The 18,162-nt window shown below is 73.7% G+C and carries 18 protein-coding genes; 12 read left to right on the forward strand and 6 right to left on the reverse strand.

All coding sequences use genetic code 11. The features are described from left to right. Positions 1-7 precede the first annotated feature (7 nt). The 4 genes from ACFWDO_RS09390 to ACFWDO_RS09405 are packed head-to-tail and all read left to right on the forward strand — an operon-like array spanning position 8 to position 4,734. Positions 8-2,008, forward strand: a complete 2,001-nt coding sequence (locus ACFWDO_RS09390; RefSeq protein ID WP_380318999.1) for a hypothetical protein — start codon at positions 8-10, stop codon at positions 2,006-2,008. After that, positions 2,005-2,829 carry a ribonuclease activity regulator RraA gene (locus ACFWDO_RS09395; RefSeq protein ID WP_380319002.1) on the forward strand — a complete coding sequence of 275 codons (825 nt, stop codon included), beginning with the start codon at positions 2,005-2,007 and terminating at the stop codon, positions 2,827-2,829. The genes ACFWDO_RS09390 and ACFWDO_RS09395 overlap by 4 nt, the downstream gene beginning before the upstream one ends. Beyond that, positions 2,799-3,851 carry an aldo/keto reductase gene (locus tag ACFWDO_RS09400; RefSeq protein WP_380319005.1) on the forward strand — a complete coding sequence of 351 codons (1,053 nt, stop codon included), beginning with the start codon at positions 2,799-2,801 and terminating at the stop codon, positions 3,849-3,851. Before ACFWDO_RS09395 ends, ACFWDO_RS09400 begins: the two co-directional genes overlap by 31 nt. After that, on the forward strand, positions 3,838-4,734 hold the full coding sequence (locus tag ACFWDO_RS09405; RefSeq protein ID WP_380319008.1) for an amidohydrolase family protein: 897 nt from the start codon (positions 3,838-3,840) through the stop codon (positions 4,732-4,734). The genes ACFWDO_RS09400 and ACFWDO_RS09405 overlap by 14 nt, the downstream gene beginning before the upstream one ends. Positions 4,735-4,744: 10 nt before the next feature. Here ACFWDO_RS09405 and ACFWDO_RS09410 read toward each other — a convergent pair whose 3' ends face one another. Both ACFWDO_RS09410 and ACFWDO_RS09415 read right to left on the reverse strand, forming a co-directional pair. Further along, on the reverse strand, positions 4,745-5,149 hold the full coding sequence (locus tag ACFWDO_RS09410) for a VOC family protein (protein ID WP_380319011.1): 405 nt from the start codon (positions 5,147-5,149) through the stop codon (positions 4,745-4,747). 102 nt (positions 5,150-5,251) lie between these two features. After that, entirely contained in the window at positions 5,252-5,950 is a 699-nt protein-coding gene (locus ACFWDO_RS09415; protein ID WP_380319013.1) for a helix-turn-helix transcriptional regulator, read from the reverse strand. Positions 5,951-6,134: 184 nt separating this feature from the next. On the opposite strand from ACFWDO_RS09415, the gene ACFWDO_RS09420 reads away from it, so the two are divergent. Further along, a complete protein-coding gene (locus ACFWDO_RS09420; RefSeq protein WP_380319016.1) occupies positions 6,135-6,686 on the forward strand; it encodes a GNAT family N-acetyltransferase in 552 nt (183 codons plus the stop codon). Next, the gene (locus ACFWDO_RS09425; RefSeq protein WP_380319019.1) at positions 6,683-7,237 is read left to right on the forward strand and encodes a GrpB family protein; all 555 of its coding nucleotides are present in this window, start codon (positions 6,683-6,685) and stop codon (positions 7,235-7,237) included. Before ACFWDO_RS09420 ends, ACFWDO_RS09425 begins: the two co-directional genes overlap by 4 nt. Here the strand turns inward: ACFWDO_RS09425 and ACFWDO_RS09430 are convergent. After that, positions 7,234-7,896, reverse strand: coding sequence for a GntR family transcriptional regulator (locus ACFWDO_RS09430; protein WP_380319022.1), 663 nt, complete (start codon positions 7,894-7,896; stop codon positions 7,234-7,236). The genes ACFWDO_RS09425 and ACFWDO_RS09430 overlap by 4 nt on opposite strands. Beyond that, positions 7,893-8,549, reverse strand: a complete 657-nt coding sequence (locus ACFWDO_RS09435; RefSeq protein WP_380319025.1) for an SGNH/GDSL hydrolase family protein — start codon at positions 8,547-8,549, stop codon at positions 7,893-7,895. Before ACFWDO_RS09435 ends, ACFWDO_RS09430 begins: the two co-directional genes overlap by 4 nt. 169 nt (positions 8,550-8,718) lie before the next feature. On the opposite strand from ACFWDO_RS09435, the gene ACFWDO_RS09440 reads away from it, so the two are divergent. The 5 genes from ACFWDO_RS09440 (at position 8,719) to ACFWDO_RS09460 (ending at position 15,988) form a co-directional block, all read left to right on the forward strand. Then, entirely contained in the window at positions 8,719-12,534 is a 3,816-nt protein-coding gene (locus ACFWDO_RS09440) for an Ig-like domain-containing protein (protein WP_380319028.1), read from the forward strand. Positions 12,535-12,644: 110 nt separating this feature from the next. Then, positions 12,645-13,295 (forward strand): TetR/AcrR family transcriptional regulator, encoded by a 651-nt coding sequence (locus tag ACFWDO_RS09445; protein ID WP_380319031.1) that lies wholly within the window; start codon positions 12,645-12,647, stop codon positions 13,293-13,295. Then, positions 13,295-13,831 carry a hypothetical protein gene (locus tag ACFWDO_RS09450; RefSeq protein WP_380319034.1) on the forward strand — a complete coding sequence of 179 codons (537 nt, stop codon included), beginning with the start codon at positions 13,295-13,297 and terminating at the stop codon, positions 13,829-13,831. The genes ACFWDO_RS09445 and ACFWDO_RS09450 overlap by 1 nt, the downstream gene beginning before the upstream one ends. A 115-nt stretch (positions 13,832-13,946) precedes the next feature. Next, complete coding sequence (locus ACFWDO_RS09455; protein ID WP_380319037.1) at positions 13,947-15,269, forward strand: enolase C-terminal domain-like protein; 1,323 nt, start codon at positions 13,947-13,949, stop codon at positions 15,267-15,269. 92 nt (positions 15,270-15,361) lie between these two features. Next, positions 15,362-15,988 carry a superoxide dismutase gene (locus ACFWDO_RS09460; RefSeq protein WP_380319040.1) on the forward strand — a complete coding sequence of 209 codons (627 nt, stop codon included), beginning with the start codon at positions 15,362-15,364 and terminating at the stop codon, positions 15,986-15,988. Between the two features lie 66 nt (positions 15,989-16,054). Here the strand turns inward: ACFWDO_RS09460 and ACFWDO_RS09465 are convergent, their stop codons facing one another. Then, positions 16,055-16,432 (reverse strand): nuclear transport factor 2 family protein, encoded by a 378-nt coding sequence (locus tag ACFWDO_RS09465; protein WP_380319178.1) that lies wholly within the window; start codon positions 16,430-16,432, stop codon positions 16,055-16,057. A 97-nt stretch (positions 16,433-16,529) separates the two neighbouring features. Between ACFWDO_RS09465 and ACFWDO_RS09470 the strand changes: the two genes are divergently transcribed. Continuing rightward, entirely contained in the window at positions 16,530-17,255 is a 726-nt protein-coding gene (locus ACFWDO_RS09470) for a FadR/GntR family transcriptional regulator (RefSeq protein WP_380319175.1), read from the forward strand. 3 nt (positions 17,256-17,258) lie between these two features. On the opposite strand, the gene ACFWDO_RS09475 is transcribed toward ACFWDO_RS09470, so the two are convergent. Next, positions 17,259-18,122, reverse strand: coding sequence for an aminoglycoside phosphotransferase family protein (locus ACFWDO_RS09475; protein WP_380319172.1), 864 nt, complete (start codon positions 18,120-18,122; stop codon positions 17,259-17,261). Between the last annotated feature and the right edge of the window lie 40 nt (positions 18,123-18,162).

Here is an 18,162-nt window from a genome sequence, read left to right on the forward strand (position 1 = left end):
GCGCACCATGACCGACCGCACGACCGACCCCCGCATCCCCACCACGTCCCTGCACGAGGTCCCCGCCTGGGCCGTCCTCGAGCGGCGCCTGTTCGACGCGACCGAGGAGGCCTGGCGCCTCTTCTCCGCCCGCTACACCGGGCCCGACGGGCGCATCCTGCACGCGGGCGGCTTCGAGCACCGCGACGGCGTGGACGACCTGTACGAGCCGTTCTTCAACTGGCCCGCGTTCTACGCCCTGGGCGGCAGCGACGAGATCCTCGCGGCCGCGAAGCACCACTTCGAGGGCGTGACGGCGCAGCTCACCGAGGCCGGCATGCTCACGGGCGAGTACGAGAACGGGTACGACTGGTTCCACCAGGGCGAGTCGCTGCTGTTCTTCTACGGGCTGTGCGCGGCCGACCCGGGCGACGAGCGGTTCGCCGAGCGCGCGCGCCGGTTCGCGGCGCTGTACACGGACCCGGCGCACGGCAACTACGACCCCGCGCGCAACATCGTCACCGCGCCGCACAACGGGGCGCGGGGCCCGCTGCCCGGGCTGGGCACGGAGTGGCTCACCTACCCCGCCTCCCTCGACTACATGGAGGCGTACGGCCTCCCCCTGCACGGGCTGCCCGGGATCACGCGGTGGTCCGACCTGGAGGACCCGGCGCACGCGCAGCTCATGGGCGACGAGCTCCAGCGCCGCGCGGCCGGCGACACCGCGGTCAACCTCGCGGCGACGTCGCTCGTGGTCAACCGCTGGCTGTACGACGGCGACACCGCCTCCGCCGCGTGGGTGGCGCGGTACGTCGACGGGTGGCGCGAGCGCGCGGCCGCCGGGACTGCACCAGGCGGCCTCATGCCCGACAACGTGGCGCCCGACGGCGTCGTCGGCGGCCTGCACGACGGCGCCTGGTACGGCGGCCACTACGGGTGGACGTGGCCCCACGGCCTGCACTCGGTGGGCATGAGCACGCTGATCGGTGCGATCAACGCGTCGTTCGTCTCGTCGTCCCTCGCGGGGGCCGCCGGGTCGCGCGACGACGGGCCGCTCGACCTCGTGCGCACCATGCTCGACACGGCGCTCGACCACGCGATCACCTCGCCGGTCACCGAGACGCCGTTCAGCCTGCGCGGCAGCTGGATCGAGCGGCTCGGGCCGCACGCCGACGAGCCCGCGACGCTCGTGCCCTACCGGTACGGCGCGGACGGCTGGTTCGACTACGGCCCGCTGCAGCTCGACCTGCCCACCTGGCTGTGGTGGTGGACGCGCGACGACGCCGACCGCAAGCGCCTCGACCGCGTGCTCGACGGCATCCCCGGATCGGACGAGGTGCGGCCGTTCCGCGACAAGGTCGAGGCCGGCCACGAGGGCCCCTGGCTCGCGTTCCTCGACGGCTCGCTGCCGGACTACCCGGAGCGCGCGCTGTCGATGGCGCTCGGCCAGCTGGCCCGTCGCGTCGCCGTGATGGACGCCGAGCCCGTGGACCCCGAGACCGTGCACCTGCACTTCTGGCAGCGCGCCAACCCGGTCGTCACGGAGGTGCTCGGGCAGCTCATCACCGGCACGCCGCAGACCCTGTACAACGGCGGGCTGCCGTTCGCCGCCGTCGCGTACACCGACGCCGACCGCGGCCGCCCCGGCCTGCCGCCGGACGTCGCGGCGCTCGTCTCCGGCCTCGACCGCGACGCCGACGGCACCGGACGCGTCGAGCTCAGCCTCGTCAACCTGTCCCCCACGCACGCGCGGCGCGTGCGGGTACGGCCGTCGCGGTTCGGCGAGGAGCGCCTGACGGGCGTCGTGACGCATGGCGAGGACGGCGGCGTCTGGCCCGGCCCGTCCACGGCATCGGCCGGGGTCGCGGGAGCACGGACCACCGCGACCGTCCCCCTGGACGCCCCGGACCTGCTCGTCGAGCTGCCGCCGAGCCAGCGCGCCGACGTCGTCCTGCTCACCGCACCCGCCGGCACCGCCCCACATCACCACCAGCCGCGCCACCAGCACCACGAAGGAGCACGACCATGACCGAAGCACTCGCGCCCGTCAGCGCCCTGCCGTCCGATCCCGGCGCCGGCCTCGTGCGGCCCGAGATCACGCTGCCCGTGCGCGGCGGCGCGTACGAGCGGGCCGACGCGGACACGCTCGAGCGGCTCGGCCAGGTCTCGTCCGCGACGGCATGCGCCAAGCTGCACGGCCTCGGCATCCGCCACTCGTTCGTCGAGGGGCCGCGGCCGCTCAAGCCCGGGTACCAGGTGGTGGGGTCCGCGCTCACCCTGCAGTTCATGCCCCAGCGCGAGGACCTCGCCGCCGGGGACGAGCAGGAGTACGTGGAGCGGCACACTGCCCTGTGGCACGTGCTCGAGGCCGTGCAGCCCGGCGACGTGCTGGTGGTCCAGGCGTACGGCAGCCGCTTCTCCGGCTGCGTGGGCGACATCCTCGCGCGCTACTTCCAGCGCAAGGGCGGCGCGGGCATGGTCGTCGACGGCCGCATCCGCGACTCGGGCAAGATCGCCGACCTCGGACTGCCCGTGTGGTCCACCGGCGTCACGCCGCACTACGCGTCGCAGTCCGAGCTGTTCCCCTGGGCCTACGACGTGCCCGTCGCCGTCGGCGGCGTGCTGTGCATGCCGGGCGACCTCGTCGTCGCGGACGACGACGGCCCCGTCATCGTGCCCCGCGCGATGGCGGACCAGGTGGTCGCGTCCGCGCAGGACCACGAGGAGTGGGAGGTCTTCAGCCGCCAGCGGCTCGACGAGGGCGCCCGCCTCAGCGACTACTACCCCCTGACCCCCGACACGCGAGGGGAGTTCGAGGCATGGCGTTCCGCCCAGCCCTCCGCCCGCTGACGCCCGTCGGGGAGGCTCCCGCGGGGCTCGCCGCATCGTCGTTCGGGCTCGGCTGCGCGCCGATCGGCAACCTCTTCACGCCGGTGGCGGAGGCCGACGCCGAGGCGACGGTCGGCCGCGCGCTCGAGCGCGGGATCCGGTTCTTCGACACGGCGCCGCACTACGGCGAGGGTGTCAGCGAGCTGCGGCTCGGGCACGCCCTGGCCGGCGTCGACCGGGACTCGGTCGTCATCGCGACCAAGGTGGGCCGCGTGATCGTCGACGCCGACGGCGCACCCGTCCCGTCGGGCGGCACCGGCGGGCCGGGCGGCAGGACGGTCGGCGACCTCAGCCGCGACGGGGTGCTCCGGTCGCTGGAGGGCAGCCTGGCCCGCCTCGGCACCGACCGCGTCGACCTGCTCTACCTGCACGACCCGGCGGACGTCGACGCCGCGCTGCACCCGAGGCATGGCGCCCTGCCCGCGCTGCTGGAGCTGCGCGACCAGGGCGTCGTGCGGGCCGTCGGGGTGGGCATGATGCGGACGGAGCCCGTCGCGCGGTTCGTGCGCGAGGCGGCGGGCGTCCTCGACGTCGTCATGCCCGCGGGACGCGCCACGCTCCTGGACCGGTCGGCCCTGGTCGACCTGCTCCCCGCCGCCCGTGAGCGCGGCGTCGGCGTGATCGGCGCCGCCGTGTACAACTCCGGCCTGCTCGCCGACCCGGTGGCGGCGCCGTTCTTCGACTACCGGCCCGCGACGCCGGACCAGGTCGACCGGGCCCTGCGCATGGCGGCCGCGTGCCACCGCGAGGGGATCGACCTGCCCACGGCCGCCGTCCGCTGGCCGCTGCGCGTCCCCGGCGTCGAGGCCGTCGTCGTGGGCGCACGCACCCCCGCCGAGGTGGACGTCTTCGCCGACGCCGCCGACGCCGTCGTCCCCGACCACCTGTGGGCCGAGCTCGACGCGATCGCGCTGGGCACCGCAGCACCCCGGGGAGCCGAGCAGGCACCTGACACCGTGATGGGGCCGCATGGCACCGCATAACGGTGTCAGGTCCCTGCTCGGCACGTCCCGGTTCGGCACGACGGCGGGCGGGATCGTGGACGGGCACGTGCACCTGTGGGACACGGCGGCGATGCGGATCTCGTGGTTCCGGGACGACCTGGGCCTGCCCGCGCGCGTCGGCCCCGACGACCTGGCGCGCGCCGCCGCCACCTCCCCGGTCCCGGTGCGCGCCGCCGTCGCCGTGCAGGCCGCGGACACCGAGGGCGAGGCCCGCTGGCTCGCCCGGCAGGCCGGGGCGCACGGCCCGCTGCCCGGGCCCGTCGTGCTGCAGTACGACGCACGCCCCGGCGACGCCGGAGCCTGGGCGGGCATGGCGCAGGCGGTGATCGACGACGGGACCCCCGTGGCGGGGATCCGCCTCGCCGTCCCCGGGCGCGCGGCGGACCTGTCCGACGTCGCGGGCCTCGACGCGCTGTGCGAGGGCCTCGCGGCATCGGGCCGCGTGCTCGAGACCCTGGTGCGCCCCGAGCAGCTCCCCGCGGTCGCCGGGCTGGCGGGCCGCCACCCGGACCTCGACGTCGTCGTCTGCCACCTCGGCCTCGGCACGGGCGCCCCCGACGCGTCGTGGCGCGACGCCCTCGCCGCCGTCGCCGCGCGGCCCCTCGCCCACGCCAAGCTCTCCGGCCTCCACACGACGGCGCCCGACGACGCCGCCCGCGTCGCCGCGGCCGCCCGCGCCGCCGTCGACCTGCTCGGCCCGGAGCGGCTGCTGTTCGGCAGCGACTGGCCGATGTCCGCGCGCATCGCGCCGTACGCGGAGGTCGTCGGGCGCACCGCCGCGGCCCTGCCCGTGCTCGACGACGCCGCGGCGACGGCGGTCTGGTCCGGGACGGCGGCGCGCCTCTACGGCGCCGCGGGCTGACGCGCCGTCGTCACGAGAGCCGCGCCAGCGCCTCGGCGGTCACCGGGGCGAAACAGTTCACCAGCGTCCCGTCCGGGTCCCGGACCAGCAGCGACCGGTTGCCCCACGGCATGGTGGTGGGCGGGGCGACGACCTCCACCGCGTCGTCGAGCCCGGCGTGCACGGCGTCCACGTCCTCGACGCGGAACTCCACGATGGCGGTGCGGTTGCTGGCCGGCGCCGCGGAGCCCGGCCCGAACAGGGGGACGGTGCGCGTGCTGCCGATCGCCAGGGTGCCCTGCGACGTGCGCAGCTCGGCGAACTCCGGCGACGGGCGGTCGGCGACGGCGCCGGTGAGCCGCTCGTAGAAGGCCGTCAGGCGGTCGACGTCGTCGGTGATGAGGCGGACGGAGACAAGGCTCGCGACGAGGGTCATGGTGGTGCTCCTCCGGTCGGGGATGGTGTGGGGCCGCGGGTTCCCGCGGCTCCCGACCAGCGTGGCGACGCTCCGCGACACCCCGACGTCGGTGATTCCGGCTCAGATGAGCGTGAGGGTCCGCAGGTCCCCGTCGGGCACCTGGACGTCCTCGGGCCGCACGACGCGTCTCGGCGCCCGCTCGGCGGTGGCCGTGACGCGGTCGACGCGGTCGAGGCGGAAGGCGCGGATCCCGTCGCGCAGGCGGCACCACGCCAGCAGGTACCACCCGGTGGACGACCCGACGAACCCGAGCGGCTCGACGTCGCGCGTGCTCGCGGCGCCGTCGCGGTCCGTGTACCGCAGGCGGAGCACCCGGCGCGCGGTGATCGCGTCCGCGAGCACGGCGGGGATCGCGGGCGCGTCGGGCGGCGCGCCCAGCAGGTGCACGCGGGCGGCGAGGTCGTGCGCGGCGGCCGCGTCGTCGTCGCGCATGGCCGCGAGGATCTTGCGCAGCGCCGTCGACCCACCGCCCGCGAACGGCGTCCCCGCGAGGGAGCCGAGCGCGACGGCGACGGCCACGGCCTCGTCCGGGCTGAAGTTCACCGGGGGCAGCGAGCGCGCGCGGTCGAGGCAGTAGCCGCCGGTCCTCCCCGGTTCGGCCCAGACGGGCACGCCCGCCTGCTGCAGCGCGCTGATGTCTCGCTCCACGGTGCGCCGGCTCACCTCGAACCGGGCGGCCAGCCACGACGCGCTCCGCGGGCGGGGAGCGACCGCCCGCAGCTCCTCGACGATCGCGTACAGCCGGTCCGTCCGGTTCACGCGACGACCCTACGCGCGCCGCGGGTACCGCTACCTCGCACCCGACGAGTCCCCTGAGCACGCAGACGCCGGTCGACGTAGCGATCTCTCGCCGTGCGCTGTCAGGACGGCGAGAAATCGCTACGTCGCCGCCGACGATGCCGTGCGAGGATCCCGACGTGTCAGGGCGACGAGGGAGGAACTGATGTTCGCGAGGTCTTTGGGCGACGACGGCGCGGAGCTGCGGCCGCTGGAGCCGTGGCACGCGGAGGAGCTGCTGGCGACGATCGACCGCGGCCGGGAGTTCGTCGGGCGGTTCATCGGCCTGCCGGACCGCATCACCGACGTGGCGTCGAGCCGGTCGTTCCTCGAGTCGTACGCGCAGAAGGCGGCGACGGACACCGGGCGCCTCTACGGCATCTGGCTGGACGGCACCCTCGTGGGCGGCGTCCTGTTCCGCACCATGGACGTGGCGCAGGGCACGGCCGAGGCGGGCTGCTGGCTGGAGCCGACGGCCGCGGGCCGCGGCCTGGTGACCCGGGCGTCGCGCGTCATCATCGACTGGGCGGTCCGCGAGCGCGGCATCCACCGCATCGAGTGGTGGGCGGCGTCGGGCAACACGGCGAGCATCGCGGTCGCCCGTCGACTGGGGATGCGGCGCGACGGCGTGCTGCGCGAGCACCACGAGTACCGCGGCGTGCGGCAGGACATCGAGGTCTGGTCGGTGCTCGCGCCGGAGTGGGAAGCCCAGGGATGAGCGACGACGGCGTCGAGCTGGTCGGGGGGGTCGAGAAGCGCGAGATCGTCCTCGTCGAGCCGGACCCGACGTGGCCGGAGCGGTTCGCGCGGGAGCGCGAGCGCATCGTCGCGGCCCTCGGCCCGGTGGCGGTGCGCGTCGACCACGTGGGCTCGACGTCGGTGCCGGGCCTCGCGGCCAAGCCGATCGTGGACATCGACGTCAGCGTGCCCGACGTCGAGGACGAGGACGCCTACCTGCCCGCGCTGCTCGCGGCCGGGTACGAGCTGCGCGTCCGCGAGCCCGGCCACCGCCTGGTCCGCACGCCCGAGCGCGACGTGCACGTCCACGTCTGCGCCACGGGCAGCGGCTGGGAGCGCAGCCACCTGCTGTTCCGCGACCGGCTCCGGCACGACGCCGCCGACCGTGCCGCCTACGCCGCGCTCAAGCGCGAGCTCGCACAGCGCGACTGGCCGAGCATGAACGACTACGCCGACGCCAAGGGCGGCCTGATCGCCGAGATCACCGCCCGGGCGGAGGCGTGGGCCGCCGCCACGGGCTGGCAGCCCTAACCCTCGCCGTCGAGCAGCGTGCCCGCCGCGTGCGCCTCGAAGAGCGCGGACGCGGCGTCGGCGTCGCCGTCGTCGAGCACGTCGAGCAGGCTGCGGTGCCAGTCGGCCACCTGGTGCCAGTCGCCGGTGAACTCGGGGTCGCCGAGCAGGTGCATGGACCGCAGGCTGGGTTCGATGATGTCCCACATGCGCGGCAGGTAGCCGTTGCCACTGGCCTCGATGACGGCGCGGTGGAAGCCGAAGTCGAGCTCGCGGAACGCGGGCAGGTCCTGCGCCTCGACGGCGCCGTGCATCTCGTCGATGACCTTCTCCAAGTTGGAGCGGGTCTCGGGGGCGAGCTGTCCGCAGGCGAGCCGGCCGGCCAGCGCCTCGAGGGCCACGCGCGCCTGCTTGGCCTGCTGCGCCTCCTCGTCGGAGTACTGCGCCACGAAGTTGCCCTGGTGGCGCACGTGCGTCACCAGTCCCTCGTGCGCGAGGCGCTTGAGGGCGTCGCGCACGGGCGCCTGGCTGACCTGCAGCCGCCGGGCGAGCTGCGACTCGACGAGCTGCTCCCCGGGGGCCAGCTGCGACGTCTTGATCATGGTCTTGACGAGGTCGTAGATCTGGTCCGACAGCAGCCCGCGCTCGAGGCCGCCGATCGAGCTGAGCGCGTCCGTCATGCCTGCCGCCCCACGTCGTTCGTCCGGTCGTTATCGACAATCGTTTGTGCGTCGCCAGCGTACGCGGTGAGCCAGGCGTCCGCGATGATCCGCGACGCCGGCGGCGCCGGGTGCACGCCGTCGGGGGCGAGCGCCGCAGCGCCGGCGGCGCCGGCGGCGCGAGTCAGCAGGGAGTGCAGCGGCACCAGCGCGGCCCCGGACTCGGCGGCCAGCCGCGCGACGACGTCCCGCTTGCCGTCGAGGTCCTCCAGCCACCCGAGCTGGTCGTCGCGCACCGGCAGCAGGAACGGCTCGACCAGCACGAGCCGCGGCGTGCCCGGCACGCGGTCGAGCAGCCGCCGGTAGGTCGTCTCGAACGCCTCGGCGCTCGTCGCGTCGTCGGAGTCGAAGCGGCGCCAGGTGTCGTTGACGCCCACGTACACGGTGAGGATGTCGGGCGCGGACGGCGCGACGTCGCGCTCCCACCGGGCCTCGACGTCGACGGCGCGGTCGCCGGCGACGCCGACGTTGACCACCTCGGCGCCCGGCAGGGCGCGCGCGACGAGGCTGACGTAGCCGTCGCCGAGCGACGCGGCGTCGCCGCGGTCGCGGCCGGCGTCGGTGATGGAGTCCCCGACGAAGACGAGGCGTCCGGGGGTTCCGCTGCTGGTCATGAGCTCTCCTTCGAGTGGCGGGCGGGTCCGACCGTAGCGGTTCGGGGCGGCCGCCACATCATTGTCAGCGATTATCGATTAATGTAACCTGCCGGTGCTTGACGATCCGGGCCGGCGCAGCCGCGTCGCCCCGACACCCGTGACCACACGAGAGGTCGGAGCACTCGCAATGAAGCGACCCCTGTCAGCACTCCTGCTGACGTCCCTGCTCGTCGCAGGGACACAGACCACGGCGCACGCGGCCCCATCCGCGCCCGCCGGCACGCCGGCCACGGCCGGTGTCGTCCTCTACGTCTCCCCCGACGGCGACGACGACGCGAAGGGCGACCGGAAGCGCCCCCTGGCGACGCTCGAGGGCGCGCGCGACGCGATCCGCGACCTGTCGAAGGGACAGCGCGCGAAGGGCGTCACGGTGTACCTCCGCGAGGGCACGTACGAGCGCTCGGAGTCGTTCGTCCTCGGCCCGGAGGACTCGGGCACCGCGGACGCGCCCATCACGTACGCCTCCTACCCCGGCGAGCGCGCCACGATCTCGGGCGGCAAGGAGCTTCCCTACGACGGCTTCTCCCCCGTCACCGACCAGGCCGTGCTCGACCGGATCATCGAGACGTCGGCCCGCGACGACGTCCTCCAGATCGACCTGGGCGCGCTCGGCATCGACGACTACGGCCAGCTCAGCCGGCACGGCTACTGGAAGGCCAACGACGTCAGCACGACGCCGCCCATGGAGCTGTACGTGGACGGCGAGGACATGACCCTGGCCCGCTGGCCCAACGCCGGCGCCGCCAAGGACACCGTCCAGATGAACAAGATCGTCGACCCGGGCCCCACCAAGAACGACGCCGACCTGCAGGAGCGCGGCGGCACGTTCAGCTACTCCTACGACCGGCCCCAGTACTGGACGCAGGCGAAGGACATCTGGCTGGACGGCATCTTCGGCCAGAGCTGGGAGTGGTCGTACAACAAGATCCAGAAGATCGACACGGACGCGCGCACCATCACGCTGCGCTACGGCGAGATGTCCGGCCTGATGAAGACCTGGTACCCGGACTTCCACTTCGCGCAGAACCTGCTCGAGGAGCTCGACGCGCCCGGCGAGTACTACATCGACCGCGACGCCGGGATCCTCTACCTGGTGCCGAACGCGTCGTTCCTCGCGCAGCGCGGTGCCCCCGTCGTGACGACGCTCGACGAGCCGATGATCCGCACGGACGGGGCGTCGTACGTGACGTTCGACGACCTGGTGCTGGAGTACGGGCGGGCCACGGCTGCCGTCATCCTGGGCGGCAGCCACGTGACCATCTCGAACAGCGACGTCCAGAACTTCACCGACGGCGGCGTCCTCATCAACTCCCCCGGCCGGTACACGTACGACGGCATCCCGGTGAACCGCGGCGGCACGGACCACGCCGTGGTCTCCAGCGACATCCGGCACGTGGGCGGCGTCGGCGTCGTGCTGCAGGGCGGCGACAAGGCGGCCCTCTCCCCGGGCCGCAACCGCGTCGAGGACTCCCACATCCACGACTTCGCGTACTACCACAAGGCATACAACCCGGGCGTCATGTTCGACGGCGTCGGGAACGTCGCGCGCGGCAACGAGATCAACGACGCGCCGCACCCCGGCGTGATCGTGCACGGTAACGACCACGTGTTCGAGCAGAACGAGGTCTACGACGTCTGCAAGACGTTCCAGGACCTGGGCGCCGTCTACATGAACTCCGGCGAGACCCCCCAGCAGCGTGGTCACGTGTTCCGGCAGAACTACTTCCACGACATCGGCGTGGGCAAGGACGGCATCGAGGGCATCTACGCCGACAACTTCACGTGGGACCTGGAGATCAGCCAGAACGTCTTCGTGAACATGGGCAACGACGCCATCAAGTCCGGCTCGGCCGACTACATCGACGCCACGAACAACGTGTTCGTCGACACCAAGGTGCCCTACGACAACTACACGCAGTGGATGGGCGACGGCGAGGGCAACACCGTCGACCGCGTGTACATGCCGAAGTGGAAGAAGGTGTTCGCCGACAACAAGGACTTCGTCGGCACGCCGTACCTGACCAAGTACCCCGAGCTGAGGCACTTCTTCGAGGACAACCACTACTTCCCGAACCACTCCACGTTCGCGAAGAACGTCGTGTGGAACCCGCACCGCGCGCGCAACCCCGACGTGAACGCCGAGGGCGCCCTGGACACGAAGAACCTGCTCAACTACGGCACGGGCGACGCCGCCAACTGGGTCACGGACGCGGACCCCGGCTTCGTCGACGCGGCGAACGGCGACTACACGCTCACCGCTGACTCCCCCGTCTTCGACCAGGTCCCGGGCTTCGAGGCCATCCCGTTCGACGAGATCGGCACCGACGGGCACGTCGGCCAGTCGCAGACGCCGGACAGCGTGGCCCTCGAATCGCTCCAGCTGCCCGCGGACCAGCTGGCGGTGACGCTCGGCGACGAGGTGTCGGTGGCGGCGCAGGCCGTGCCGTGGAACGCCACCGCGCAGGCCGTCACCTACACCTCGAGCGACCCGGACGTCGCGACCGTCAGCGCCGCCGGCATCCTCACCGCCGTCGCGCCCGGCGAGGTGACGGTCACGGTCGAGTCGAAGGCCGACGCGGGCATCCGCGACGAGATGGCCGTCACCGTGGCGGCCGGCGACGGCGTGCTGCACTCGACGGACTTCGAGACGGGCGGCAACGGCTGGGCCACCGACCCGAACCGCGCGATCGTCGACGACGGCACGGGCGACCACGTCTACCGGATCAAGAACGGCGCGAACTCCCAGCTCGACCGCCAGTTCTCGGAGTACGCGCTCGACTTCACGGTCACGACGCCGGCCGACGTCCCCGAGGGCGGGCAGATGCTCGTCTACGACCGCACGGGCAGCACGCCGGGCGGGTATGTCCGCTACCGGCACGCGGCGGCCGGGTCCACGTGGACGATCTTCGACTCCGCCTGGGGCACGGTGAAGCAGGTGACGCTCCCCGCGGGCGAGGGGCTGAAGCCCTCCACCGAGTACGACGTGCGCGTGGTGGTCACGGCCGGCGGCGTGCGCGTGCTGGTCGACGGCGAGGAGGTCGTCGCGGGCGCCAACCCGGCCCCGAAGGCGGCCGGCAAGGTCGGCTTCTACGTGCAGGGCTTCGCGTCGCTCGACTTCGACGACGTGTCGTTCTCGCTGGTGGGCGTCGACCCCGACGGCCTGACGCTGGCGCCGTCGGCGGCGACGATCGAACCGGGCGAGACCCGCGCGATCGCCCCGTCGTTCACGCCCGCGGACGCCACGCGTACCGGCCTGGAGTGGGCGTCGAGCGACGAGTCCGTCGCGACCGTCGACGCGAAGGGCGTCGTCCGCGGCCGCGCCGCCGGCACGGCCACCATCACGGCCACGTCGACCGTGGTGCCCGGCCTCGCGGCGTCGTCCACCGTGACGGTGCAGGCGGCGGAGCACCCGGTGACCGACCTCGGCGCCGAGATCCTCGACCCGGCGGCGTGGGCCCCCGGCGAGGGCGTGACGGTGTCCGACGGCGCGGCCCACCTGGCACCGCGCGGCGCGTGGAGCTTCAAGCCCCAGCAGTTCGGGGACGAGCTGCTGCGGTTCGAGACGTCCGTCGGCGACTTCAACGGCGGCTGGTTCGGGTTCTCCGTGCGGTCGAAGACGGCCGGCGACCCGGTGTGGACCAACAGCAGCTCGGGCTACCTCGTGGTCATCAAGGAGGACGTCATCGAGATGCAGAAGTGGAGCCCCGCCGTCTTCATGGTCGACACGTTCCCCAACACGGTGATCGAGCCGAACTCCACCCACGAGGTCACGTTCGGCGCGGTCAACGTCGAGGGCGGCACCCGCCTGGTGCTGCGCGTGGACGGCGAGCCGGTGTGGAGCTACCTCGACGACGCGGCCGACAACCCGCTGGCCACCGACGGGTACTTCACCGTCTACCGGCAGGGCCCCGCGGGCGAGATGAGCATCTCTCCCGCGAGCTGACGAAGTCCCCTTCGAGCACGGGATCCGTGTCGCCATCCACCCGGTCGGCGATACGGATCCCGTGCTCGAAGGGGGTGCCCCGCTCCCGCCTGCTGCGCTACGTTATTGGCATGACCGCCAATAACGTCGTCGCAGGCCAGCGCGGCAGACGACGCCGGCTCAGCCCCGAGCGCTCCCGCCAGCAGATCCTCGACGCCGCGACCGCGCTGGTCGCCGAGCACGGCCCGGACGCCGTCACCCTCGCCCAGGTCGCCGCCGCGGCCGGCGTGACCAGAGGGCTCGTCGGCCACTACTTCGGCACCCACGGCGGCCTGGTCCGCGCGGTGCTCCAGGCGGAGGACGCGCGCCACCGCGAGCGCGTGCGCGCCCGGGTCGCGGACGACGCCGGCGTCCCGTACGCCGCCCGGATGCTCGACGTCGTGTTCGCGACGCTCGACGACGAGCGGTACCGGCGGCTGTGGGCGTGGTCGGCGCTGCACCCGGAGCACGGCACGCTCGCGACCGACGGGCTCGCCGGCATCGCGGACATGATGGAGACGGGCCTGCACGCGGCGCTGCCGGCCGACCGGGTCCCGTCGCGCGACCGGATCGAGGCGGTGCTGCTGCTCGGGATGTCCGGCGCGTACGGATACGCGCTGGGCGGGCGGTCCTGGCAGTCGGCCCTCGGCCACTCCCCCGACGACCCGGCACGCGCCGCCGCGTTCCGCACCGCGCTCTCCGCCGCCGTCGCGGCGTACCTCGTCGGCGAGGAGGCCGCCTGATGGACACCGCGCTCGAGACCCTCCCGCCCCAGGTCCTCGTCGGCCTGCTGACCCTCACCGTGGTCGTCCTCCTCCGCCTGCGCGCCCGCCCCGCGCGGACGCGGCGCCTGCTGACCGGCCCGCTCGTCGTCCTGGTCGTCGGGGCGTTCCTGCTGGTGCCGTGGCTCGCGCTGCCGTCGCCCGGCGGCGCCGGCGCGACGGTCGCCGTCGCGGCCGCCGACCTCGCGCTGACCGTGGGCCTCGGCGTCGCACGCGCCGCCACCGTGCAGCTCTCTCCCGGGACCGACGGCGTCGTGCAGTACCGGTACACCGCGGCGACGGTGGTCCTGTGGGCGGTCTCGGTGGCCCTCCGCTTCGAGCTCGCGGACCTCGGGGCACGGCTCGGGGCGTCGCCCGCCGTCACGGAGGGCAGCGTGCTGCTCGCGCTCGGGCTCGCCCTGCTGACGCAGAACGTCGTGGTGGCACGCAGGGCCGCCCGCGCGCGGGCCGCGACGGCCGGGGTCGCGCCGCAGGCGGTGGAATCCTCCAACGTCTAGCGCCACCCGCCCCGGACGAGGCTTGCTCCTCTCGTGGCGAGACCGCTAGTTTGGCGATCAGTCATCTGATGATTTCCGGATCGCCGGGAACGCCGACCGCCACGAAGAGGTGCGCATGCCCACCATCACCGACGTCGAGATCACCGACGTCCGCTTCCCGACGTCCCGCACCGCCGACGGCTCGGACGCCATGAACGCCGACGCCGACTACTCGGCCGTGTACGTCGTGCTGCGCACCGACGGCACCGACACCGAGGGCGCCCCGCTGGCCGGTCACGGCCTGACGTTCACCATCGGCCGCGGCACGGACGTCGTCGCGCTCGCCGCGCGCCACCAGGCGGACCTCCTGGTCGGGCGCGACGTCGACGACGTCGTCGGCGACATGGGTGCCACCTACCGCGAGCTCACCGCCGACAGCCAGCTGCGCTGGCTCGGGCCGGAGAAGGGCGTGGTGCACCTGTCGCTCGCCGCCGTGCTCAACGCGGCGTGGGACCTCGCCGGGCGCCGCGCGGGCAAGCCCGTGTGGCGGCTGCTCGCGGACATGACGCCCGAGGAGCTCGTCGACGTCGCCGACCTGCGCTACCTCTCCGACGCCCTCACCCGCGACGAGGCCCTGGGGATCCTGCGCGCCGCCGCCCCCGGCAAGGCGGAGCGGATCGCGCACCTGGAGCGGCGCGGCTACCCCGCGTACACGACGTCGGCCGGCTGGCTCGGGTACGACGACGACAAGCTGCGCCGCCTGACCCGCGAGGCCGTGGACGCCGGCTACCGGCACGTGAAGCTCAAGGTCGGGGCCAGGCTCGAGGACGACGTGCGCCGGCTCGGCATCGCGCGCGAGGAGCTCGGCCCGGACCTCACGCTCATGATCGACGCGAACCAGGTGTGGGACGTGCCCGAGGCGATCGAGTGGGTGCGCGCGCTGCAGCGGTTCGACCCGCTGTGGATCGAGGAGCCCACCTCGCCCGACGACGTCCTCGGCCACGCCGCCGTGCGCGCGGGCGTCGCCCCCGTCCGCGTCGCCACGGGCGAGCACTGCCACAACCGTGTGATGTTCAAGCAGCTCTTCCAGGCGCACGCGACCGACTACTGCCAGCTCGACACGGGCCGCCTCGCCAGCGTCAACGAGATCGTGTCCGTGCTGCTGCTCGCCGCGAAGTTCGGCGTCCCCGTGTGCCCGCACGCCGGCGGCGTCGGCCTGTGCGAGATGGTGCAGCACGTGTCCGTGCTCGACTACGTCGCCGTGTCCGGGTCGCTCGACGGGCGTGTCACCGAGTTCGTGGACCACCTGCACGAGCACTTCACCGACCCGTGCGTCGTGACGGACGCCGGCGAGGGCGTGTCGTACGTCGTGCCCACCCGGCCCGGGTACTCCACGCAGATGCACCCCGCCTCCGTCGCGGAGTTCCGCTACCCGGAAGGCGCCGCCTGGGCGTCGTGACCTGGGACACGTCGGGCGGAACACGTTGACCTCAACAAGGGTTGAGGTCGTAGCGTGACCAGCAACGACACCAGCCTCGCGAAGGGAACGAGATGTCCGTCTACACCCTGCCCGACCTGCCGTACGACTACAGCGCCCTCGAGCCGCACATCAGCGGCAAGATCATGGAGCTGCACCACGACAAGCACCACGCCGCGTACGTCACCGGCGCCAACACGGCGCTGGAGAAGCTCGCCGAGGCCCGCGAGTCCGGCGACAACGCCGCGGTGAACCTGCACGAGAAGAACCTCGCGTTCAACCTCGGCGGCCACACCAACCACACCGTCTTCTGGCACAACCTGTCCCCCGAGGGCGGCGGCGAGCCCGAGGGCGAGCTCGCCGAGGCCATCAAGGACACCTTCGGCTCGTTCGAGGCGTTCCAGGCCCAGTTCGCCGCCGTCGCCACCGGCATCCAGGGCTCCGGCTGGGCCGTCCTCGGCTGGGACTCCATCGGCCAGCGCCTCGCCATCTTCCAGCTCTTCGACCAGCAGGCCAACGTCCCCGTCGGCATCACCCCGCTGTTCATGCTGGACATGTGGGAGCACGCCTTCTACCTCGACTACCTCAACGTCAAGGCCGACTACGTCAAGGCCGTGTGGAACATCGCGAACTGGCAGGACGTCGCCGCCCGCCTCCAGCGCGCCCGCACCCAGACCGCCGGGCTCATCGTCCCCGCCTGACGACACCCCACGCTGTGAGCGGGCGTCTGGCCCTGTTTCCGTCGGGAAACGGGGCCAGACGCCCGCTCACAGCGCTGTCTGCTGGTACAGCGCCAGGCGGAGCTCGCCGTCGAGGACGACGTAGGTGCTCGTCATGAGCGCCTCGAAGGGCGCGTCGCCGCCCCGCACCGCCCGCGCCCGGTAGACGAGGGCCGCGGCCCCATCCACGAGCCCGACGCGACGGACGTCGCGCAGGTCGTAGGAGTCCCACGGCGGCGCCCCGTCCAGCGACGCCGCGACCGCGTCGCGGTCGAGCACCGAGCCGTCGACGAGCACCATGAGCGCCGCGGGCGTCATGAGCGCCCCGTAGAACGCGCCGCCGGTCCCCCGGCACAGCGCGTCCCACCCCCGTCGCTCCAGGGCCAGCAGGTCGTCGGTCGTCAGGTCCGTCGGCAGGTCCGGCATCGCCCCAGGCTAGGAACCCGCCGGGCTGCCCGCACGGGTCGGCGAATTCATCGGAGGAATCGCGGCACCGCCGCCCGAACTGCGCCATAATCCAGGCATGTCCCGCACCGATGAGGTCGTCGACGGCGTCCGCCGCATGATCACGGGCGGCGAGCTCGGCCCCGGCGACCGGCTCCCCGTGGAGAAGGACCTCGCCGACCGCCTCGGCGTCTCCCGCGGCTCCCTGCGCGAGGGCGTGCGCGCGCTCACCGTGCTCGGCGTCCTCGACACGCGCCAGGGCGACGGCACCTACGTCACCAGCCTCGACCCCGCGCGCCTCATGTCCTCGCTGCAGTTCGTCGTCGACCTGCACGGCGACACCAGCGCCCGTCCCTTCCACGCCGTGCGGCGGGTGCTCGAGACGGAGGCCGCCGGCCTGGCCGCCCACCGCATCACGCCCAAGGCGCTGGAGGAGGCCCGCGTCGTGCTCGATCAGGCGGCGCGCACGCTCGCCCAGGACGACATCGACCACGCCGCCTTCATCGAGGCCGACACCGCGTTCCACCGCATCGTCGCCGAGCAGGGCGGCAACCCCGTCGCCACCGCCCTCGTCGAGGCGATCGCCGGCCGCACGTTCCGCGAGCGCCTGTGGCGCGGCCGCCACGAGCAGGGCGCGGAGGAGCGCACCCAGCGCGACCACGAGGCCGTCTGGCGGGCACTGGCCGCCGGCGACGCCGAGGCGGCCCGCGTCCGCATGGCCGCGCACCTCCTGGACGTCGAGGAGACCCTCCCCGACCCGGAAGTCGCCGCAGACACCGACGACGCCGACGACACGGACGACTGACCGCTACGCCCCACCCGGTCGCGGGATCACCGCGTCGAGGGTGGGCCACGGGGGGCCGTCGCGCAGCACGCGGAGGAGCTCCTCCCCGAAGCGCCGCCCGTCGGGGAACTGGTCCCGCTTCTCCCACCGCCACGCCGCCACCATCGCGAGCACGAGCTCGCGGCAGTGGTCGAGGAGCTCTTGGTCGACGCCCGGGTAGCGCTCGGCGACCGCGGCGGGGACGTGCGCGAGGTCGAACTCCACGGGCCCGCGGCAGCACGTCTCGAGGTCGATGAACAGCGGGCCGTCGTGGGTGCTCAGCAGGTTGCCCGGGTGGGGCTCGCCGTGGAGCAGCTGCTCGCGCCCGGTGGCGTCGACGGCGGGGCGCAGGCGCCGGAGCGTGCCGCCGAGGAACGCGCGGGCGTCGTCGGGCAGCTCCGGGGAGAGCCCGGGCTCCGCGACGACCCGCTCGGCCTCGGCGATCCGGTCGGTGAACCGAGGGAAGGTGCCGTCGACGCCCCTCATCCCGGCGTGCAGGCGCTCCAGGGCCAGGGCGTAGGCGCCCGGCGCGACGGAAGGGGCCGTCGGCGCGTAGTACACCCACAGGGTCACCGCGAACCCGTCGCGGACGTGGACCGCCGGGCCCGTCCGGGGCTCCAGGGCGGCGACGGGCGACCCGAGGTCGGCGAGCTGTCGCGCGACGTCGACCTCGAGCTCCGCGACCTCCTTCCCCACCGGGGCGACCCGCGCCATCACCCCGCACGGCTCCAGCCGCAGCGCGAGCTTGTTGGAGTCGTGGAGCACGGTCACGGCGTCGACCGGCAGGCCCTGCGCGACGGCGATCGCGGTCGCGGCGGCGGTCGCACGGGTCAGGGCGGGCGTCTCCACACCCAGGATCCTGGCACCGGGGCGGGCGGGCACCCAGCTC

The sequence above is a fragment of the Isoptericola sp. NPDC060185 genome, from assembly GCF_042728595.1.
In the GTDB taxonomy this organism is placed as follows: domain Bacteria; phylum Actinomycetota; class Actinomycetes; order Actinomycetales; family Cellulomonadaceae; genus Isoptericola.

Coding starts and splice junctions, on each gene's coding strand:
- ACFWDO_RS09390 (WP_380318999.1), top strand. CDS start 8: ATGACCGACCGCACGACCGACCCCCGCATCCCCACCACGTCCCTGCAC.
- ACFWDO_RS09395 (WP_380319002.1), top strand. CDS start 2,005: ATGACCGAAGCACTCGCGCCCGTCAGCGCCCTGCCGTCCGATCCCGGC.
- ACFWDO_RS09400 (WP_380319005.1), top strand. CDS start 2,799: ATGGCGTTCCGCCCAGCCCTCCGCCCGCTGACGCCCGTCGGGGAGGCT.
- ACFWDO_RS09405 (WP_380319008.1), top strand. CDS start 3,838: ATGGCACCGCATAACGGTGTCAGGTCCCTGCTCGGCACGTCCCGGTTC.
- ACFWDO_RS09410 (WP_380319011.1), bottom strand. CDS start 5,149: ATGACCCTCGTCGCGAGCCTTGTCTCCGTCCGCCTCATCACCGACGAC.
- ACFWDO_RS09420 (WP_380319016.1), top strand. CDS start 6,135: ATGTTCGCGAGGTCTTTGGGCGACGACGGCGCGGAGCTGCGGCCGCTG.
- ACFWDO_RS09425 (WP_380319019.1), top strand. CDS start 6,683: ATGAGCGACGACGGCGTCGAGCTGGTCGGGGGGGTCGAGAAGCGCGAG.
- ACFWDO_RS09430 (WP_380319022.1), bottom strand. CDS start 7,896: ATGACGGACGCGCTCAGCTCGATCGGCGGCCTCGAGCGCGGGCTGCTG.
- ACFWDO_RS09435 (WP_380319025.1), bottom strand. CDS start 8,549: ATGACCAGCAGCGGAACCCCCGGACGCCTCGTCTTCGTCGGGGACTCC.
- ACFWDO_RS09440 (WP_380319028.1), top strand. CDS start 8,719: ATGAAGCGACCCCTGTCAGCACTCCTGCTGACGTCCCTGCTCGTCGCA.
- ACFWDO_RS09445 (WP_380319031.1), top strand. CDS start 12,645: ATGACCGCCAATAACGTCGTCGCAGGCCAGCGCGGCAGACGACGCCGG.
- ACFWDO_RS09450 (WP_380319034.1), top strand. CDS start 13,295: ATGGACACCGCGCTCGAGACCCTCCCGCCCCAGGTCCTCGTCGGCCTG.
- ACFWDO_RS09455 (WP_380319037.1), top strand. CDS start 13,947: ATGCCCACCATCACCGACGTCGAGATCACCGACGTCCGCTTCCCGACG.
- ACFWDO_RS09460 (WP_380319040.1), top strand. CDS start 15,362: ATGTCCGTCTACACCCTGCCCGACCTGCCGTACGACTACAGCGCCCTC.
- ACFWDO_RS09465 (WP_380319178.1), bottom strand. CDS start 16,432: ATGCCGGACCTGCCGACGGACCTGACGACCGACGACCTGCTGGCCCTG.
- ACFWDO_RS09470 (WP_380319175.1), top strand. CDS start 16,530: ATGTCCCGCACCGATGAGGTCGTCGACGGCGTCCGCCGCATGATCACG.